14 protein-coding genes and 1 tRNA gene are annotated in these 18232 nt (G+C 57.9%); 6 read left to right on the top strand and 9 right to left on the bottom strand.

Annotation, left to right across the window (positions count from 1 at the left end):
* Positions 1-172: 172 nt before the first annotated feature.
* The gene (locus tag PQR62_RS16685; RefSeq protein WP_408159114.1) at positions 173-808 is read left to right on the top strand and encodes a DUF7482 domain-containing protein; all 636 of its coding nucleotides are present in this window, start codon (positions 173-175) and stop codon (positions 806-808) included.
* 69 nt (positions 809-877) lie between these two features.
* On the opposite strand, the gene PQR62_RS16680 is transcribed toward PQR62_RS16685, so the two are convergent.
* Entirely contained in the window at positions 878-2137 is a 1260-nt protein-coding gene (locus PQR62_RS16680) for an MFS transporter (protein ID WP_408159113.1), read from the bottom strand.
* A gap of 422 nt (positions 2138-2559) precedes the next feature.
* Here PQR62_RS16680 and PQR62_RS16675 point away from each other — a divergent pair, with 422 nt between their 5' ends.
* Complete coding sequence (locus PQR62_RS16675) at positions 2560-3609, top strand: NADP(H)-dependent aldo-keto reductase (protein WP_408159112.1); 1050 nt, start codon at positions 2560-2562, stop codon at positions 3607-3609.
* A 66-nt stretch (positions 3610-3675) separates the two neighbouring features.
* Here the strand turns inward: PQR62_RS16675 and PQR62_RS16670 are convergent, their stop codons facing one another.
* The 7 genes from PQR62_RS16670 to PQR62_RS16640 form a co-directional block, all read right to left on the bottom strand.
* A complete protein-coding gene (locus tag PQR62_RS16670; RefSeq protein ID WP_408159111.1) occupies positions 3676-4677 on the bottom strand; it encodes a bile acid:sodium symporter family protein in 1002 nt (333 codons plus the stop codon).
* 411 nt (positions 4678-5088) lie between these two features.
* Complete coding sequence (locus PQR62_RS16665; protein WP_408159371.1) at positions 5089-6426, bottom strand: 4Fe-4S binding protein; 1338 nt, start codon at positions 6424-6426, stop codon at positions 5089-5091.
* 68 nt (positions 6427-6494) lie between these two features.
* Entirely contained in the window at positions 6495-7352 is an 858-nt protein-coding gene (locus PQR62_RS16660; RefSeq protein WP_408159110.1) for an FTR1 family iron permease, read from the bottom strand.
* A gap of 51 nt (positions 7353-7403) precedes the next feature.
* On the bottom strand, positions 7404-7745 hold the full coding sequence (locus PQR62_RS16655; protein ID WP_408159109.1) for a cupredoxin domain-containing protein: 342 nt from the start codon (positions 7743-7745) through the stop codon (positions 7404-7406).
* A gap of 108 nt (positions 7746-7853) precedes the next feature.
* On the bottom strand, positions 7854-8399 hold the full coding sequence (locus PQR62_RS16650; protein ID WP_408159108.1) for an iron transporter: 546 nt from the start codon (positions 8397-8399) through the stop codon (positions 7854-7856).
* 369 nt (positions 8400-8768) lie between these two features.
* On the bottom strand, positions 8769-10445 hold the full coding sequence (locus PQR62_RS16645; protein ID WP_408159107.1) for a methyl-accepting chemotaxis protein: 1677 nt from the start codon (positions 10443-10445) through the stop codon (positions 8769-8771).
* A 230-nt stretch (positions 10446-10675) separates the two neighbouring features.
* Positions 10676-11788: a patatin-like phospholipase family protein gene (locus PQR62_RS16640; RefSeq protein ID WP_408159105.1), complete on the bottom strand. Its 1113-nt coding sequence runs from the start codon at positions 11786-11788 to the stop codon at positions 10676-10678.
* 661 nt (positions 11789-12449) lie between these two features.
* Between PQR62_RS16640 and PQR62_RS16635 the strand changes: the two genes are divergently transcribed.
* Positions 12450-14186, top strand: coding sequence for a methyl-accepting chemotaxis protein (locus PQR62_RS16635; protein WP_408159104.1), 1737 nt, complete (start codon positions 12450-12452; stop codon positions 14184-14186).
* Between the two features lie 401 nt (positions 14187-14587).
* On the opposite strand, the gene PQR62_RS16630 is transcribed toward PQR62_RS16635, so the two are convergent.
* Positions 14588-14664 (bottom strand) — tRNA-Arg (locus PQR62_RS16630).
* Positions 14665-14857: 193 nt separating this feature from the next.
* On the opposite strand from PQR62_RS16630, the gene PQR62_RS16625 reads away from it, so the two are divergent.
* From PQR62_RS16625 to PQR62_RS16615, 3 genes are all read left to right on the top strand, one after another.
* A complete protein-coding gene (locus PQR62_RS16625) occupies positions 14858-15604 on the top strand; it encodes a sensor histidine kinase (RefSeq protein ID WP_408159103.1) in 747 nt (248 codons plus the stop codon).
* 33 nt (positions 15605-15637) lie between these two features.
* Positions 15638-16291, top strand: coding sequence for a response regulator (locus PQR62_RS16620; RefSeq protein ID WP_408159101.1), 654 nt, complete (start codon positions 15638-15640; stop codon positions 16289-16291).
* A gap of 293 nt (positions 16292-16584) precedes the next feature.
* Positions 16585-18171: a GGDEF domain-containing protein gene (locus PQR62_RS16615; protein WP_408159100.1), complete on the top strand. Its 1587-nt coding sequence runs from the start codon at positions 16585-16587 to the stop codon at positions 18169-18171.
* Positions 18172-18232: the final 61 nt, after the last annotated feature.

Raw genomic sequence — 18232 nt, 5'->3', positions numbered from 1 at the left:
GTCAGGCTTCAACCGTTCAACCGCGTGCAGGAGCGCGGCGACCACGCCGCGAGCCATGCGCTCCACGCTGAATTGAATATGAAAACGGCCTCTTTGTAAGATTGCCGCGCTTCGCTGCGACCAAAGCTCATCGCGGGTTTTGCGTTCATGCCGATCAACCACGGAGTCATTCATGCCAGCAGCAAGTTCATCCATCGCCGCCACATCTTCTGGGCGCATCTTCAAACAACTGCGCCATGCTGCCCTGCTCTGCATGCTCTGGGCGTTGACGGCAACTGCTTTCAACAACGCGCAAGCCGCCGCAGGCGGCGCCGCGCAGACGATCGATCTGGTGCAATTGCCCTTGATCTCCGGCTGGCATGAAGGCAAGGTGGTGCGCTACATCACGACCGATGTGTCCGACGCTCAGGCCGCCGCCGACATGGGCGCCAATTACGTACCGCGACTGGCCAACGCCATCCCCGACGGCCCTCCGATGCCGGGACGCAAAAGCGCGGTCGAGCGTATCTATGCTTTCACCAATTTTCGTCAGGGCGGCGTGTTGCCGTCGATGCCGGAACCGACCGGCAAGGCCAATGCCAACAGCAACTATTCGCCGCTATGGCAGTTGCACAAGGTGACCTGGCTCGGCAAAAGCAGTCCGCGCCTACTGAAGTCGGAAGAAGAAGTGCTGGCGGCGGAAGAAGCCGGCGATGTCCGCATCGACAAGACCGGGATCATCGTCAACTGCCCGGTGGTCATGTCGGAGGCCGGCGGTCGTTTGCCCGGCATCACGCCAAGGCTGGCGGGTGGCGCTGCCGAAAAATAAGCGATGGAAACGACGAAATAAAAACGCCGCACAAATCTGAATCCCTTCCGTGCGGCGCTCTTCAATCATCTATTTGGTCTTGGGCGGCGCCAACCTGTCGACCCGGTACAACTGCGGAAACAGGCGCACCCACAGGAACACCACCAGCAAGGTGCCGATGCCGCCGATCAGTACCGCCGGCATCGCGCCGAACCATGCTGCAGTGAGGCCGGATTCAAATTCCCCCAGTTGATTCGAGGTGCCGATGAAGACCGAATTCACGGCGCTAACGCGACCGCGCATTTCATCCGGCGTCTCCAGCTGCACGAAGCTGGAGCGCACCACCACGCTGATCATGTCGGAGGCGCCCAGCACCGCCAGGGCCAGCAGCGACAGCACAAAAGAATGCGACAGACCGAACACGATGGTCGACACGCCGAAGATGCCGACTGCGATGAACATGGTGCGGCCCACGCGGCCGCGCAACGGATGCCGCGCCAGAAACAGTGCCACCGCCAGCGCGCCGACTGCGGGCGCAGAACGCAGCAGGCCGAGGCCGACCGAATCGGTCTGCAGAATATCGTGCGCATACACCGGCAACAGGGCGGTGGCGCCGCCCAGCAAGACCGCGAACATGTCGAGCGAGATCGCGCCGAAAATGGCCGGCTTGCTGCGGATGAAGGCAAGCCCGGCGAACACCGAAGACAGGCTGGCGCCGTTGACCTTGCCGCGCAGGGCGGCAGCCGGCGGCAGCTTGATCAGCGACAGCAACAGACTGCACAGACCGAACAGCACGCAACTGCTGATGTACACGGTCTGCGGTCCGAGCACGTAAAGAAAGCCGCCGATCGCCGGGCCTATGATGATGGCGACTTGCGTGGCGGACGCCGAGCCGGCCACTGCGCGCGGCAATAACGAAGGCGGCATCAGACCCGGCAGCATGGCTTGCATGGTCGGCTTGCTGAAGGCGCGGCCGGCGCCGATGATGAACACGATGGCAAAAATCATTTCCCGATTGAGCCAGCCACCGAGGCTGCCGATCGCCAGCAGCGCCGAGGCCAGCGCCTCCACCAGGGCACTGAAGCGCGCCACATTGCGCCGGTCGTAACGATCGGCGACATGGCCGACCACAAACACCAGGACCAGCGAGGGAATGAATTGCACCAGCCCGACGATGCCGAGATCGAAGGCGCTGTGCGTCAGTTGATAGACCTGCCAGCCGACTGCGACAATCTGCATCTGCAGAGCAATGGTGGAAGCGACGCTGGCGAGCCAGAACAGAAGGAAGGCCGGATGATGGCGCAGGAGTTGCCCGGCGCTCTCGGCGGCGGACGGAGATGTGGATGACATGAAACCCGATGCTCGGTGACTAGGTTGATCAGATGCTGCAGTGTGTGGCGTAGCGTCGGCTGCTGCTGCTGCTGCTGCTGCTGCTGCTGCTGCTGCTGCTGCTGCTGCTGCTGCTGCTGCTGCTGCTGCGCCGACTGTAATTGTCCGGCCTTGTTTGCCCGACGTTTATTTTTTCTTGCGTGATGCTGGTGGTGCTTCGATTGCGCTGCCGTGCCGACGAGAATTCTTCTGCACTGCAAACGACGTACCGCGCGTCAAGCTTCAGGCGTGAACCTTGAACTTCAGCTTAGTATCAGCCGCGTCGCCTGCAGCCGCCGGCATGGGCAGATATACTACTGCATCTCGCGCAAGTCGGCTGCTCATCCAGCTCCGGATCCATATCCAAGCGTTCTTGCGCTGCCAAACCAATAAAGGAGAACCGCATGCAATACCGTCCACTCGGCCGCACTGATCTCAAGGTCAGCCTGATCACGCTCGGCACCATGACCTGGGGTCAGCAGAACACCGAGGCCGAAGCCCATTCGCAACTTGATCTGGCAGTCGAGCGCGGCATCAATCTGATCGACGTCGCTGAAATGTATCCGGTGCCACCCAAAGCGGAAACGCAGGGGCTGAGCGAACGCTACCTCGGCACCTGGCTGAAGAAGTCGGGTATGCGTGAACGTCTGCTGATCGCCACCAAATGCACAGGCCCGGCACGCAAGCCGCACAACCCGCGTCACATTCGCGGCGGCATCAACGATCTGGATCGCAAGGGTCTGACCGATGCGCTGCACGGCAGTCTGGAACGGCTGCAACTGGATCACGTCGATCTGTATCAGTTGCATTGGCCGGATCGCAGCGTGAACAGTTTCGGGCAACTGAGCTATCAGCACGTCGCAGATGAAATCACCGTGCCGATTGAAGAGACGCTGAAGGTGCTGTCGGAATTCGTCAAGGCCGGCAAGATCCGTCACATCGGCTTGTCGAACGAAACTTCGTGGGGCGTGGCGCAGTTCCTGCGCGCGGCCGTGCAGCATGGTCTGGAACGCGTGGTGACCATACAGAATCCCTACAACCTGCTGAACCGCAGCTTTGAAATCAATCTGGCTGAATTCGCACATCGTGAGCAGGTCGGCCTGCTGGCCTATTCGCCGCTGGCTTTCGGCATGCTGTCGGGCAAATACCTGAACGGCGCGCGCCCCGCCGATGGCCGTCTGACTTTGTTTGAACGCTTCGTTCGCTATACCAATCCGCAGGCTGAACGCGCCACCGCCGCCTACGTCGGACTGGCGCGCCAGCATGGCCTGGATCCTGCGCAGATGGCGCTGGCCTACGTCAACAGCCGCCCTTTCCTGAGTTCCAACATCATCGGCGCCACCACGCTGGATCAGTTGCGCAGCAATCTCGACAGCCTCGCGCTGACGCTGAGCGATGAAGTCATTGCCGGCATCGATGCCATTCACAAGGATCAGCCCAATCCGGCGCCTTGATGGTGGCGGAGCACGCATAAAAAAGCGTCCTTCAAGGACGCTTTTTTTGGGCACACCGTTATGCCATCAGGAACCGGCGCCAATCTCGGCCTTGACTGAGGCCTCCTGCATGCGTTTGGCGTAGCGCTGCGCCATCACCGCGCACACCATCAGCTGAATCTGGTGGAACAGCATCAGCGGCAGCATGATCATGCCGATGGAGCCGCTGGCAAACAAGACCTTGGCCATGGGCACGCCGCTGGCCATGCTCTTCTTCGATCCGCAAAAGACGATGGTGATTTCGTCTTCCTTGGAAAACCCCATACGCCGGCTGCCGAACACGGTAAGGCACATGATCACGGCTAGCAGCAAGGCATTGATCACAATCACGCTGAGCAGCATGCTGGGCGGCACCTGATGCCACAGGCCTTGATTCACCGCTTCGCTGAAGGCGACGTAGACCACCAGCAGCACCGAACTCTGATCGACGAAACGCAGCCAGGATTTGTTGCGGTCGATCCAGGCGCCGATCCACGGCCGCACGATCTGGCCGGCGACGAACGGCAGCAGGAGTTGGTAGACGATCTTGAGAATGGAGTCCAGCGAAGAATGGCCCGCGCTGTGCGCCACCACGATCAGTCCGACCAATACCGGCGTGAGGAAAATGCCGATCAGATTAGAGGCCGAAGCCGCGCAGATCGCCGCCGGCACGTTGCCGCGCGCCACCGAAGTGAAGGCAATCGAGGATTGGACGGTAGACGGCAGCACACACAGAAACAGTATGCCCAGATACAGCTCCGGCGTGATGAACATGGTCAGCAGCGGCTTGAGCGCCAGACCGATCAGCGGAAAGATGGCGAAGGTGCACAGCAGTATCGTCAGATGCAGGCGCCAGTGCGTCATGCCGGCCACCACTGCCTCGCGCGACAATTTGGCGCCGTGCATGAAGAACAGCAGGCCTATCATCAGCGTGGTCAGCCAGTCGAAGGCCACTGCAGTCTGCCCGGTACAGGGCAGCACGGTCGCCGTCGCCACCACGGCGATCAGCATCAGGGTCATGTTATCGGGTAAGAAACGAGGGCGCGCCATATCTGATTTTCCGCCCGGCACCTTGAGAGGCAGCCGGCCTGTTTGCAAAAGGCGTCATTTTACGCGAGTCGGTGGAATTGCCGGGCAAGGGAATGTGGAGTTGCGATAGCGGTGCCGAATTCGGCGGAGCCGGTCGGTGTTTGCGGATACGCGGAGTTTCCTCAAACTTCATTCTGAGGATCAGCGGCGACCGACATGCCTGATTGCGGGAGGCTGTGCAATGGCTGTTAAGCCTGATCGAGGCTACTATTGAAAAAGCCATTCGTTGCCGGGCAATCAGCATCAAATGGCTTCATCAATACAAAGAAATCTCGTGAGGCAAAGCTGCCTGCTCAGTTGCCCCGGGCTGACTTCATCGTTCCGCGCCCCAGGTGCAAGGCGCAAGTAATCAAGCCACCGGTACGGAAGAAATCACCACAACCAGAACATCAGCAGCCAGGCATAGTTGACCAGCGCCAGCCCGGCCAGCAGCGGCAGCATGACCGCAATCCTGTGCAGCAGCGAACCGGCATAGCGATTCACCACACGCCAGGCCAGCAACACGCTCCACAGCGTCATGATCGACAGCAGCGCGCCGCGCACGTCATTGGCCCAATCCACCGGCCAGTGCTCGCCACGCAACAGCGTGATGGTAGTCGCCGACAGGCCGACGAACACGCCGCAGCCTGCCAGCGGAATCAGCGCTTGCACCAGATGGTTGAAGCGGCTCCACTCCCACTTGCCCAGCATGCGATTGCCGATGGCGAAGGCGAGGCTGACGCCGGTGCCGAGCACCAGCGCGGTGGCCATGATGTAGCCGACCACCAGCGCGCCATCCAGCCAGGTGAAGACATCGCTCTGTTGCGGGTAATTGGTCAGCAACCACCATGGCGCCTGGGTGCCGAACGGCCACATGATGTCGCGGTCGATCAGCCAGGTCGCGATGGCTTGCTTGATCTGGATGAACCAGGGGCTGGCGCTCCAGTGAAAGGCGCCGATGGCAATACCCAGCAGGCCGTACAGCACCAGCGAGCTTTCCCACAGGCTGTTATTGGTCTTGCCGAAGGTGACGATTTCCTGAGTAGGTGGACGCCAGGTCAGTTCGATGGCATCACGGTGACCGCTGCAGCGACCGCACATGTGGCAATCCGAGGCGCCCTTCATGTTGCGCAGCGGCACCAGCGGCGCGCAGTTGACGGGGATGATCTTGTGCTCGGAATGATATGAAGAACGCCATGCGTCTTCATTGACCTTGTAGTGGAATGGCGCCAGCTTGGAGAGCAAACCGAACACGCCGTTGACCGGACACAGATAGCGGCACCAGACACGCTTTTCGCGACCGTAGAGATAACCCACGATCATGGCGCCGACAGTCGAACCGCCGAGCACCAGCAACACCGCCTTGGGATATTGATAAACGCTGACCATCTGGCCGTAGACGGTGGTCAGCGCGAAAGCCACGAAAGGCCAGCCGCCCCAGCGCATCCACTTGGGAATCGCACGACCGATGCCGTGCTTGCTGACGTATTCGGTCAAGGCCCCTTCCGGGCACAGCACGCCGCACCACACCCGCCCCATCAAGACCATGCTGACCAGCACGAAAGGCCACCAGATACCCCAGAAGGCAAACTGGGCAATCAGCGTCATGTTCGACCAGATATGAGCGGTCTCATCGGGGAGCGGCAAAAACACCGGCACCAGAATCAGCACCGCGTAGACCACCACGATGAACCATTGCAAACCGCGGATCAACGCGCCGTTGCGGCGCATCCAGTCACCTGTACGCGCCAGCAGAGACGGGGATTGCGTGTGCGTGCAGGAGGAGGTACTCATATCCACTAAGTAGTTTGCTTCTTCGGTTTCTTGTAAAGCGTGAAGAATATCACGAGCCAATACACCACGTAGATCACCAGACTCATGAGCGAAGGATGCGCACGATAGCCTGTCAGGGTGGAAACCAGATTGCCGAAAGTTGCCGAATCATCAAGCAGCCACGAGGTGTCCCACACCGGCGCAGTTGCGGTCATGGTCCAGGCGGCAGAAGCCAGCGCGTCCGAACTTTCGAGCAGTACGTCAAACAGTTTTTCGAGCCCGGTCAACAGCAAACCACCAGCCAGCAGCAGCAGAATGACTTCGGTCACCTGGAAGAAACGACGCCAGGAGAAAATCTTGCCGCCCAGTTGCAGGATGTAAAAAGTCAGGAACGCCAGCGCAAAACCGATGACACCCGCGAAGACCAGCGAGGAGGTGCTCGCATCTTGCTGACCGAGACCGATGCCATACAGAAACACGGCGGTTTCGCTGCCTTCACGCGCAATCGCGAGGGCGACCAGGATCAGCACGCCCCACCAGTTACCGCTTTCGTAATTGGATTGCAGCGAGCTTTCCATATCCTTCTTGAGCGTGCGTCCGTGCCTGCGCATCCAGAACACCATCTGCACGATCAGCACCGCAGCCACCAGCACCATGCCGATCTGGAAATAGGTCTGCGCATCGCCCGACAGCAATTCGCTGAAACCCAGCAGCGCGCCGCCCAGAGCGACCGCCAGCAAGATGCCGAGCGCCACGCCGCCCCACAGATAAGGCAAACCTCGGCGCGCGGCCGCATCGCCATTTTTCAGCCACGCATACAAAATGCCGACCACCAATAAAGCCTCGACGCTTTCGCGCCACACCACAAACATGACCTGACCCATTGCTACCCTTCCCTAACCGTGCCTGCTGAACTGTTCAGCTTACTTTGCCGCTTATTTTGCGACGATCACGCCTTGCGGCATGTTCAAGTGAAAGTCGTCGAAAAACTTGTATTCGCCGGGCCGCAAAGGCGCAATCACGACAAACGACTGAGCGCCCGGCGCCAGTACTTTTTCCTTGCGCAATTCCACGCTTTCGAATTCAGCGGCAGTCTTGCCGATGTTGTGAATTTCAATCTTGATACGCTGCCCGGTCGGGACTTCAATGCGCGGCGGGATCAGCTTGCCATCCTGCATTTCCAGTTTGAAGGTCGGCAACTCGGAGGCCAGCACCAGAGGTGCGGCGATCAACAAGCTGACGCCGGCAAGCAGCGATCGGAATTTAGCTAAAAACATTCTTGACTCCAGAACTCAATAACGAATCGCGGCCGCTGGACGACTTTGCAGTCATGCGGCGGCCGGCTTTTGAATCTGATCGCCGGCGAGATGCCGGCTCAGGACAGATTAATATCCGCCCTTTTTACCGATACCGGCGAATGGAAAGTCATAGTTCAGTTCAAAAGTCTTGAACCATGGACCGACGCCGGTTTCCTTGTCGACGTGGCGACCGAAGTGCGCATGCTCATTGGCGCTCGGTGCGGAGATGGTCAGCTTCAGCTTGTACTTGCCGGGTCCATCCAGCTTGACGTTGTCGCCATAGTGCGGACCGTCGTTGGCCACCATAGGCATCATGTCGCCCTTGATCGACTTGCTGGAACCGACTTTGCTCAGTTCATACTTGATCACCAGGTAAGGCATCCAGTCGCCTTCAGCGAAGCCGTTAGGATTCTTTGCCACTGCGCGGATGTCAGCTTCCAGGTGGATGTCGGATTCTTCTGCCTTGCGCATCATGCCGTCCGGTTCCATCTTCACCGGCTGCAGATAGACGGCGTTGACTTCCATGCCGTTCAGAATTTGCGGCTTGCCGATCGGATATTCGGCCGCCATGGCGATGCCGGCTGTTCCTGCCAGCAAAGCAGTTGCAATCACGAGTTTTTTGATACCCATCATCTTGGTTTTCTCCTGGTCAATCAAATGATAATGATTAGCATTAATTGTAACATCTTCAGAGGGCGCTTGCAGAAACCTGCCTGAATGCAATTGTGAGAAATCGGTAGGCCGATTCAGACTGTCTTCCCCATACCCGCAGTCGGCCGCCAATGCGGGATGTACCCGGCGGGCATCTGCGTCAAACGGGGAAAAGCGCGAAAGAAACAAAAAGGGCTTGCCGATGACAAGCCCTTTTCCATTCTTGCAAAATCCACATGCGCGCGGATGAACGCTATCGAATGCTGAATCGCCGCCGCGGCCCGGCTTATAAAACAGTCAGATAGTCGCGCTCAAGGCTGCCTGACTTGGCCGCTGGCCGATGCTCCGAACTCAGAACTCCTCCATCTCATGCTCGAGCTGCTTGCGTTTGACGGGGGGCTGATTGCCGATGCGCCCGCCGGACGGCGTGATGTCAATGGTCGCACGTTGCGATGGCGCGATGGCCGAGCTGTGACCGATGCGGGTGTTGTCCAGCTTGAACACGCTGACCACCTGCGCCAGCGTTTCGGCTTGCTGCTGCAAGGCGGCAGCTGCGGCAGCGGCCTCTTCAACCAGCGCCGCATTTTGCTGGGTGGTCTCATCCATCTGCGACACCGCCTGATTCACCTGCGAAATTCCGCCGCTTTGCTCTTCGCTGGCAGCAGCGATTTCGCCGACGATTTGCGTTACCCGTTGCACACTGTCGACGATGTCGCTCATGGTGGTACCGGCTTGCTCAACCAGCTTGCTGCCGGTGCCGACCTTTTCCACGGAGTCATCGATCAGGCCCTTGATTTCCTTGGCAGCAGCCGCCGACCGTTGTGCCAGATTGCGCACCTCGGAAGCCACCACCGCGAAACCGCGGCCTTGCTCACCGGCGCGTGCCGCTTCCACTGCCGCATTCAGCGCCAGGATATTGGTCTGGAAGGCGATGCCGTCGATCACCGCAATGATGTCGACAATCTTCCGTGAGGATTCATTGATGGAGCTCATGGTGGTGACCACCTGGCGCACCACGTCACCGCCTTGCGATGCGATATCCGAAGCCGACAGCGCCAGTTGATTGGCCTGACGCGCATTTTCCGTGTTCTGCTTCACCGCCGAAGTCAGTTGTTCCAGACTGGAGGCGCTTTCTTCCAGCGCAGCCGCCTGCTGTTCCGTGCGCGACGAAAGATCGGCATTGCCTGCCGCGATCTGACGCGCCGCCACACTGACCGAATCGGTCGACACGCGCGCGGTCGAGACCACGTCGACGATACGTGCCAGCAGCTTGTTGAAAGCGGTTGCGGTACGGCCAATTTCATCCATGCGTTCGACCGGGATAGGCTTAGACAAATCCAGCGTCTGGCTGACCTGTTCGAACGTCGTCTGAATCTTGCTCAGCGAGCGGCTGATGGTGCGATACAACTGCCATGCCAGCACACTGGTCAGCAGCAAAGCCACCACGATCACTGCCAGCATGCTCTTGAATGCAAAGTCGTAGGCCGCGTCGCTCTCGGCACGCACGTTCTGGATCAGCTTGCCGTTATAGGCGATATGTTCATCGATGCCCTTCTTCACGCCGGCAGCGCCCAGCGCCAGCGGAGTTCCGGCCAGCAGTGTGGCGCGCACACCATCCATGTCGCCGCTGCGCGCCGCATCGAAGAACGGCACCAGCGCCTTGCGATAGACCTCCATGTTGGCGCGATCAGCTTCCAGCATCTTGCGATCGGTCGCGTCGTAAATGCGCTCGCGTTCGTACTTGGCAACTTCATCATCGAAGGCCTTGTTGGCGGCGACCACGGCCTTCTCCAGATCGGCCTTGTCGCTCAGGTTGGAAAAGACTGAAAAGCGATAACCGGCCAGACGCGTATCCGCCAGAAAGCCCTTGGCTGCATTCAAGCCTTCGATGCTCGGAATGATGCGATTTTGAATGGTGTCCAGTCGCTGCTGAGCACGCTGCAGTTGAATCAGTCCGTCAACACCAACGAACAGTAGAGCCAGCAGCGCGGTCGACAAGGTAAAAATAAGGCGCTTGGTGATCGTCATAATGTGTTTGCATCCATAAAAGTTTGGGGCGAAATCCGGAACCCGTTCCGGCCCTTTTTCACGTCAGAGTTTTGTTTTTATTTGCTGCAGAGGTGTTGCGATTTTATTTGCGACAAAGAGGACGATTACTACAAATCAATACACTGAAAACCGAAAGAAAAGCGATAAGTCCAGGCTCGTTGCGATCGTTTTTTCGATAACGTTTTCGTCGTGCTCTGCGATACATGCACTCAGGCTGCCAGTGGCGATATCTCTTCGGCCTCTGCCAACTGCTCACGGTGTTGCCGACAGAAATCCAGTCCGGCCTTGTAGCCGACATCGAACAGCAACTGCATGTTGGAAGAAGACCAGTCCAGCACTTGCGGCCAATGTTCGTCGGGCACCCCGCCCATCAGATCGACCTTGAGAATGTCGCGGCGCCGCTTGCCGGTGGCCGGGTCGATGTTGTGCTCGAGTTCAAACAGACGCATCTCGTTTTTGGAAATCTTGACCAGCGGCGTGATCATCGAACGTACCCAGGCATCGTACAGATTGCGTGGTTTGCGGATCAGTCTGTCCTCGCCGAGGATGTCCAGCACGATCAGCGTTTCGATTTCATCGTGCAACGGCTTTTCGCCATCCGGACCCGGCATGAAAGGCGTCAGATTCAATGTTTCAAGTGCGGCGCCTTCGATGAAATCCTCGCCGCCGATTTCGGTCGGCGCATAGAGAAAAGGAAACGACAGCGCGGCACGCACGTGTTGCGGCTCAATCTCGTTCTTGCCCCAGATCTGCATGCGGTGCTGATTGACGTTGTAGGCGTTCAGATAGAACTCCGGGCGCATGCGCGGCACAGCCTCGAAGTCTATCGATTGCTCGAGGAAAGGCAGATGTGCGCACAGCCCCAGACTTTTGGAAGACAAGTCAGACGGCGACAAGGCCGACACCATCAGATGCATCCAGTCGTTCCATGCGCCCGAAGCATCGGCAAATTGTTTGGTGAAAATATCCACAAAAGGATTCCCGCCCATCTGCGGCATGGCCGGCATCGGCGCCAGCGCGCCGCGATAGGTCTCGGCATCGCGCCCCGGTTTTTTGAAGACCTTGTAGTTCACCGGAAAGAGTTTGTAGATGCTGTCGGCCACGCCCACCTCGGCCCAGCGCATCAGCGCTTCACGCGGCGAACAATCGCGCGGCGCGGTGTAAAGCAAGCCCATCAGCACACCTGCTCCCGATGCTGAAATCACATCGAACTCTATGCCCTCCTCAAGGAAAGCCGCCAGTGCGCCGGCGATCAGAGTTGAATTCGGCGCCCCACCGCCGATGACCAATGCTTTCTTGCCCGTGCGCTGCTTCATGCTCATAAGAGCCCCCCATTGCACTAGTTTTTGGCGAAGCCCGTTCGTTGATTTCGACTTGGTCTCGAACGTAACTTTTGCTTACCTGCGCAATATAGCCTCAAAGCAATTTAGTAAATCAGGCCGCTGTAATATTATTAACGCATATCAGCCATTCAAGAAATTGATATGGGCGTGAGCATGCAGGTTTGCGCCAATTCTGTCGCAACGCTTCCTGAAAGAATCATTTTTGTAATCACCCCGTAAGAAATCTCTTTTAGCAGCTCTACGCCACTCCCCCCGGTCACGAAGCGCTCCTGGCAGGACCTTTCCATAAGGCCACAAGGAAAATCCCGATATCGCCCGCATTCGCTTGAGCTTATTCTGAAGACAACATCTCTAGTCGTTCGTCTCAATGCAATTTCTATGCTTCGTTTTTTCGAGGGAGAAGAAAGAGATCCGTCAGATGATCGGGGCCCTTGCCGATATGTCCTGCTGGCAAGCCCGTTTGATGAGAAATCCGGCATTGACGCTGCATGTGAGCGCGGCAGGAAACAGCGGAAAACATAGAAAGAAACTCGAATTTAATTAACTTTTTTGCAATATAATTTGATTGCATTTATTGCAATGATTTAAGGCAGCGCCTCCACTCAAGGCCACCAAGACTCAACCACGAAGGGGAATAAAAATGAAATGGTTCTACGATCTGAAAATTTCCAGGAAGCTGATTTCCAGCTTTATGGTGGTGGCCCTCATGGTGCTCGGGCTCGGCGTCTTTTCGATCCGCCAGCTGGACAAGGTCAACTCGGCCTCGACTGATATCTCAACCAACTGGCTGCCGAGTATTCGAACGCTGTCGCGAATTGAGTTGACGCTGGCGCGCATCCGCAGCTTTCAGATGCAGCACATCCTGGCGACAGATGCCAAGGAAAGAGGAGAAATCGAGCAAAGTCTGAACAAGCAAATCGCAACGCTTCAGCAACATCAAGCTGATTACGTCACGCAGATTTCAGAACCGGAAGAAAAGGCCTTGTATCCGGAAATCGCCAAGTCGATTGATATTTTCCTCTCGGAAAACAAGAAAGTATTGGCGTTGTCCGCAGCGGAGAAAGATCAGGAAGCGCGCACCACACAGCGTGGCGAATCGACTCGACTTTACCGGCAGGTGCTGGCGCAGCTTGATCAGCTGATTCATGTCAACGACAAGGGCGCTGAAGTCTCCAATCGCAGCGCAGATGAAATCTTCAGCAGCGCCCGCCTGTGGATTTCCATCACCGTGGCCTCCTGTATCGCTGCGGCGATGCTGCTGGCGGTGTGGATCTCGCGCGTGATTTCGCGCCCGCTGAACGACGCGGTTTCGGTGGCGCAACGCGTCGCCGACGGCGACCTGACGGCAGATATTCAAGCCTCCAGCAAAGACGAAGCAGGCCAATTGCTGATGGCGCTCAAGAGCATGAACGACAGCCTCTTGCGCATCGTCCGGGAAGTGCGCGTCGGCACTGACACGATTGCCACCGCCTCAACCGAAATCGCTACCGGCAATCTGGATCTGTCCTCACGCACCGAGCAACAGGCCGGCTCACTCGAGGAAACCGCGTCCGCCATGGAAGAACTGACATCGACCGTGAAGCAGAATGCCGACAATGCGCGCCAGGCCAATCAGCTTGCGGTCTCGGCCTCGCAAGTAGCGATCGAGGGTGGCGATGTAGTCAGCAAAGTGGTCAACACCATGGGCTCGATCAACGACTCTTCGCGCAAGATCGTCGACATCATCGCAGTGATCGACGGCATCGCCTTCCAGACCAATATCCTTGCGCTGAACGCCGCTGTGGAAGCAGCACGCGCCGGTGAACAAGGACGCGGTTTTGCGGTAGTGGCCTCGGAAGTGCGTTCGCTGGCGCAGCGCTCGGCGGCGGCGGCCAAGGAAATCAAGGGCTTGATCGAAAGCTCGGTGGCACAGGTTGACGTCGGCAGCAAGCTGGTGGAACAGGCCGGCACCACCATGAGCGAAGTGGTGGCAAGCGTGAGGCGCGTGACAGATATCGTCGGCGAGATCAGTGCCGCCAGCCAGGAGCAAAGCTCGGGCATCGAACAGATCAATCAGGCGATCACGCAGATGGACGAGGTGACGCAGCAGAATGCGGCGCTGGTGGAAGAAGCGGCAGCTGCCGCACAATCCTTGCAGGATCAGGCCGGCCGACTTTCTGAAACCGTGGGCATCTTCAAGCTCAGCAGCAGCTCGCTGACTACTGCAGCACCGGCCATGGCGGCACGCGCCACAAGCATCAAGCACACCATTGATGTCACACCGCGCCCGTCCGCCCTGCCGCAGAAGAAAGCCAGCCAGCCTGCAACGGCCGCCAAACCGGCTGTCGCAAAAAAAATGCCGGATGCCGATGACGCCGGTTCGTGGGAGCAATTCTGATCCTTGCACCATGCAGATGAAAAGTCTGTAATCCGGTAAGCCGATAGCAACCGAGCTATCGGCGATATCGACAACAAGGATTGAATGAAACGAGCTTTGCCAGATTGCCGTGCGAAGCTCGTTTTCTGTTTGGCGCGAGGTGGATGCCTGGTTTGCACTGGCGGGCGGTCACAATGATTCGCAGCGAACGAGGGATGCGTGAATCGAGGCCTGTGCGGCGAGAAACCGATCGCCGGTAACGGCAGCAGATACAGCTTGAAGCACCGACCGACAACCGACAGATAGTGTGAAGCGCCATGCACAAACCGAATTTGATCAAGGCCAAGGATGGCTATAAATCATCAGGCATTTTCGCCGCACAAAAGAAAAAAGGGCCCATCTTGCGATGGACCCTTTATATCTGGTGCGGCTGGCAGGAATCGAACCCACGACCCCTTGGTTCGTAGCCAAGTACTCTATCCAGCTGAGCTACAGCCGCGAAAAACAAGATTATAGCACCGGTTTTATGGATAATGGAAGAGCCGATTTAAAATTTCTCCCATATTTTTTCCTTGCCCTATTGTTGCGCGCACCGACGCCACAATTTGCAATACCGGCAGCTGCAATGAAGGAATTTTTCTGCACTGACAAGTATCTGCATCAGTAACGTTCAAGCCTTTTCTGAAACAACCATGAAGAATCAGAGCGCAATACAGCATGCCCCCTCCCCTCAACTGCAGTCGGTGTCGCCGCTACAAGCGCCGCTGAGTTGCGTGAACGAACGCTTGCGAGAGCAAGTGAAAGAATCCGAGCGCGCCCGCATTGCGCGCGATCTGCACGACGAACTCGGCGCCCATCTGACCGCCATCCGCATGGCAGTCGCCGGGCTCGACGAAAAGATCAAGGCCGGCGCCACCAATGCCAGCCTGCGGCGACAGGCGGAGTATGCGACTTCGCTGGTTGACGACGCCGGCAGCACCATGCATCGCATCATTGATGATCTGCATCCGCCCATTCTGGAATACGGCATTGCCGACGCCCTGGAGTGGCTGGCAAAAAGTCATGCCAAACAAACCGGATTGCCCTGCGCCTGCGAGTGCGACGAAGCAAGCCGGAGTACCAGCAGCATCGACGACTTTCAGGCCATTTCGCTGTACCGGGTGGCGCGCGAGGCGCTCAACAATATCGCCCGCCACGCGCAGGCCACTTCAGCATCGATACGTCTGCAGCAGATCGATCAGCAAATGATATTGAGCATCGCCGACGATGGTCGCGGCTTCGATGCCAGCGAGCCGCAGGCGGCGGGACATGGCATGCGCAACATGCGTGAAAGAGTACGAGGCCTGGCAGGTCAACTTGAACTCGACAGCACGCCCGAGGGCGGCACACTGCTGCGTATTTCGATTCCTGTTACGGCAGCGCGTATCACTATAGAATGACGGCTTGCCGATTCAGATCCAGTTGAACAATCCATGACAAAAAAAGCAAACGCGGCCATCAAAGTTCTGATTGCGGATGACCACGCAATCGTACGCGAAGGCCTCAAACAGATTTGCGCCGGAACCAAGGACGTGGTGGTGGTCGGCAATGCCGCCAACGGCGTGGAAGCGATCAAGCTGTGCCGGGTCGGCAACGGTGATGTGATGCTGCTCGACATCGTGCTGCCGGACCGCAACGGCATCGACATCCTCAAGCAGATCCGCAAGGAACAGCCCAAGCTGCCGGTGCTGATCCTGTCCATTCATCGTGAAGATCAATATGCGATTCGCGCATTGAAGGCCGGTGCGGCCGGATTTCTCAACAAGCAAGTGTCGCCGTCGGAAATTCTCAGCGCCATTCGTCAGGTGGCCGCCGGTCGCAAATACATCAGCCCCTCGCTGGCGCAGGAACTGGCCAACCAGATCGGCTTCGACCATGAGGCGCCGCTGCACGAAACTCTGTCCGATCGCGAATACCAGACCATGGTCATGATTGCGTCAGGTAAAACGGTGAGCGACATCGCCGCCGAACTGGTGTTGTCGGTCAAGACCATCAGCATGTATCGCTCCCGGGTGCTGGTGAAGATGAAGCTGCGCCACAATGCAGAACTGACCCATTACGCGCTAAAAAACAATCTGGTGGAATAAAAAAAGAGTGTCGACATACATGCCGCCCGGCAAGATACCGGCGGTAAGCCGAAACAAAGCCTAAATCCCCTCCTTCTCGCGCCCTCAGCGGGAAAAGCCTGGCGTAAAATCAATCAAGTTTTTCGACGCAGGCAGAGACCGCGACGCACAGCTCACACGGGTTTCCAGGGGGGAATCATCGGACTGTCCGGCGCCCGCCGCGAAGAAAAACATGCACTCCGGCGCAAGACCAGATACGGGCTATCTCAATATCAAACAGTCAATAAGCTGTCCAATCAAATCGTCCACTCGGCATGTCAAAAAAACCGTCCACGCAATCCCCTGTCGATATCGCGCGCGAGGCGTTCCAACGCCTGGGCACACGCCGCATCGCGCCTACACCTGAAGCTTATCGCGTCGCGTATGAAGAAATTCAGGGCGGCGACATCGAATTCAGACCCGAAACCGTCCTCGCCAATCTTGCCTCCAATCTTGCCATGCAGCCCGGCGAAGCCGGCAAACTGGGACAACGCCTGACGGTGTCGATTGAAGTCGGCGACTGGGAAGCGTATGGGCAGGAACTGAACGAATTTGCCGAACAGAATATGTATGTGCGCAGCGTCGTGCCGCACGGCGAACTGGTGCCGGTCGATCTCGAGCGCGAATTCATCCGCGATAGCAAGAAGGAAAAAGTCTTGCGCGAGGTCTTGGCGCGGGTACTGATTTTCAACCTGCCCTCGCTGCTGCCGAGCGCGCCTGAAATGGCGAATGAATCAAAGTCGGCGGGCCAGGATCTGAAAATGGCGTTCTCCGAGCCGACCATGAATGAAGTCGTCACGCGCATCAAGCAACTGAGCTTCCAGATCGAACTCAAGACCGGCGACATGGCGCAGCAGCAGGAATTGCTGATGCGCCTGTTCCAGCTGCTGCTGGACAATATTCACGGCTTGCTGGAGCAAGGCTCATGGCTGAGCGGACAGATCACGGCGGTGCAGGATCTGATCACCGGGCCGATCAGCCAGACCTCGCTGGCCGACGCCACCAAGAGCCTGAAGGAAGTGATCTACAAACAAGGCTTGCTGAAGAACACGCTGTCGGAAGAAAAGGTCGTGGTCAAGAACATGATGCTGACCTTCGTCGACCGCCTCAGCGCCATGGTCTCCACGACCAACGAATATCACCAGACCATCACCGGTTTCTCGCAGCAGATCAGCCAGGCCGGCAACATTAGCGATCTGAATTCGGTGCTGACCGACATCATGCGTGAAACCCAGAATGCGCAGGATCAGGCCATGCGTTCGCGCGATGATATGGAAACGGCACGACAGGAAGTGCAAAAGGCGGAAGCACGCATCCAGGCGCTGGAAACTCAACTGGTGCAGATGGGCGAACTGGTGCGCGAAGATCAGTTGACCGGCAGTCTGAATCGACGCGGCATGGACGAATCGCTGGATCGCGAGATCACCAATGCCGTTCGGCGCGATACGCCGCTTTGCATCGCCCTGCTCGACCTCGACGACTTCAAGCGCATCAACGATACCCACGGCCATGCCACCGGCGATGAAGTGCTGGTGCACCTGGTACAGGTCGTCAAGGACACGCTGCGCAAGCTGGATGTGATCGCACGTTTCGGCGGCGAGGAATTCCTCGTGCTGATGCCGGAAACCGGCCCGCTGGACGCAATGCAGATCATTACCCGCGTGCAGCGCGAGCTGACCAAACGCATCTTCATGCATGACACGCAGCGCCTGCTGATTACCTTCAGTGCCGGCGTGGCACAACACACCAAGGGCGAAGATCAGACCGAGCTGATCAAGCGCGCGGATGCGGCCTTGTACAAAGCCAAGAACGCCGGCAAGAATCGCATCGTGTTCGCCGATGCGACACCTCCGGCGAAATGAAGAGATAGCAACACTATCAGACGAAGCAAGAAAAGCGGGCATCATCACCGGCGCCCGCTTT

It is taken from the genome of Herbaspirillum lusitanum, from assembly GCF_046025995.1.
GTDB classification, from domain to species: Bacteria; Pseudomonadota; Gammaproteobacteria; order Burkholderiales; family Burkholderiaceae_D; genus Herbaspirillum; species Herbaspirillum lusitanum_A.
Note: the sequence above shows the minus strand (reverse complement) of the source record. Positions and strands in the feature narration are given on the sequence as shown.

What these genes read in the sequence shown, in the direction of transcription:
- PQR62_RS16665 (WP_408159371.1), bottom strand. Translation starts at nt 6,426, where the DNA reads ATGCGCCGCAACGGCGCGTTGATCCGCGGTTTGCAATGGTTCATCGTG.
- PQR62_RS16685 (WP_408159114.1), top strand. Translation starts at nt 173, where the DNA reads ATGCCAGCAGCAAGTTCATCCATCGCCGCCACATCTTCTGGGCGCATC.
- PQR62_RS16640 (WP_408159105.1), bottom strand. Translation starts at nt 11,788, where the DNA reads ATGAGCATGAAGCAGCGCACGGGCAAGAAAGCATTGGTCATCGGCGGT.
- PQR62_RS16620 (WP_408159101.1), top strand. Translation starts at nt 15,638, where the DNA reads ATGACAAAAAAAGCAAACGCGGCCATCAAAGTTCTGATTGCGGATGAC.
- PQR62_RS16615 (WP_408159100.1), top strand. Translation starts at nt 16,585, where the DNA reads ATGTCAAAAAAACCGTCCACGCAATCCCCTGTCGATATCGCGCGCGAG.
- PQR62_RS16635 (WP_408159104.1), top strand. Translation starts at nt 12,450, where the DNA reads ATGAAATGGTTCTACGATCTGAAAATTTCCAGGAAGCTGATTTCCAGC.
- PQR62_RS16675 (WP_408159112.1), top strand. Translation starts at nt 2,560, where the DNA reads ATGCAATACCGTCCACTCGGCCGCACTGATCTCAAGGTCAGCCTGATC.
- PQR62_RS16645 (WP_408159107.1), bottom strand. Translation starts at nt 10,445, where the DNA reads ATGACGATCACCAAGCGCCTTATTTTTACCTTGTCGACCGCGCTGCTG.
- PQR62_RS16655 (WP_408159109.1), bottom strand. Translation starts at nt 7,745, where the DNA reads ATGTTTTTAGCTAAATTCCGATCGCTGCTTGCCGGCGTCAGCTTGTTG.
- PQR62_RS16660 (WP_408159110.1), bottom strand. Translation starts at nt 7,352, where the DNA reads ATGGGTCAGGTCATGTTTGTGGTGTGGCGCGAAAGCGTCGAGGCTTTA.
- PQR62_RS16650 (WP_408159108.1), bottom strand. Translation starts at nt 8,399, where the DNA reads ATGATGGGTATCAAAAAACTCGTGATTGCAACTGCTTTGCTGGCAGGA.
- PQR62_RS16625 (WP_408159103.1), top strand. Translation starts at nt 14,858, where the DNA reads ATGAAGAATCAGAGCGCAATACAGCATGCCCCCTCCCCTCAACTGCAG.
- PQR62_RS16680 (WP_408159113.1), bottom strand. Translation starts at nt 2,137, where the DNA reads ATGTCATCCACATCTCCGTCCGCCGCCGAGAGCGCCGGGCAACTCCTG.
- PQR62_RS16670 (WP_408159111.1), bottom strand. Translation starts at nt 4,677, where the DNA reads ATGGCGCGCCCTCGTTTCTTACCCGATAACATGACCCTGATGCTGATC.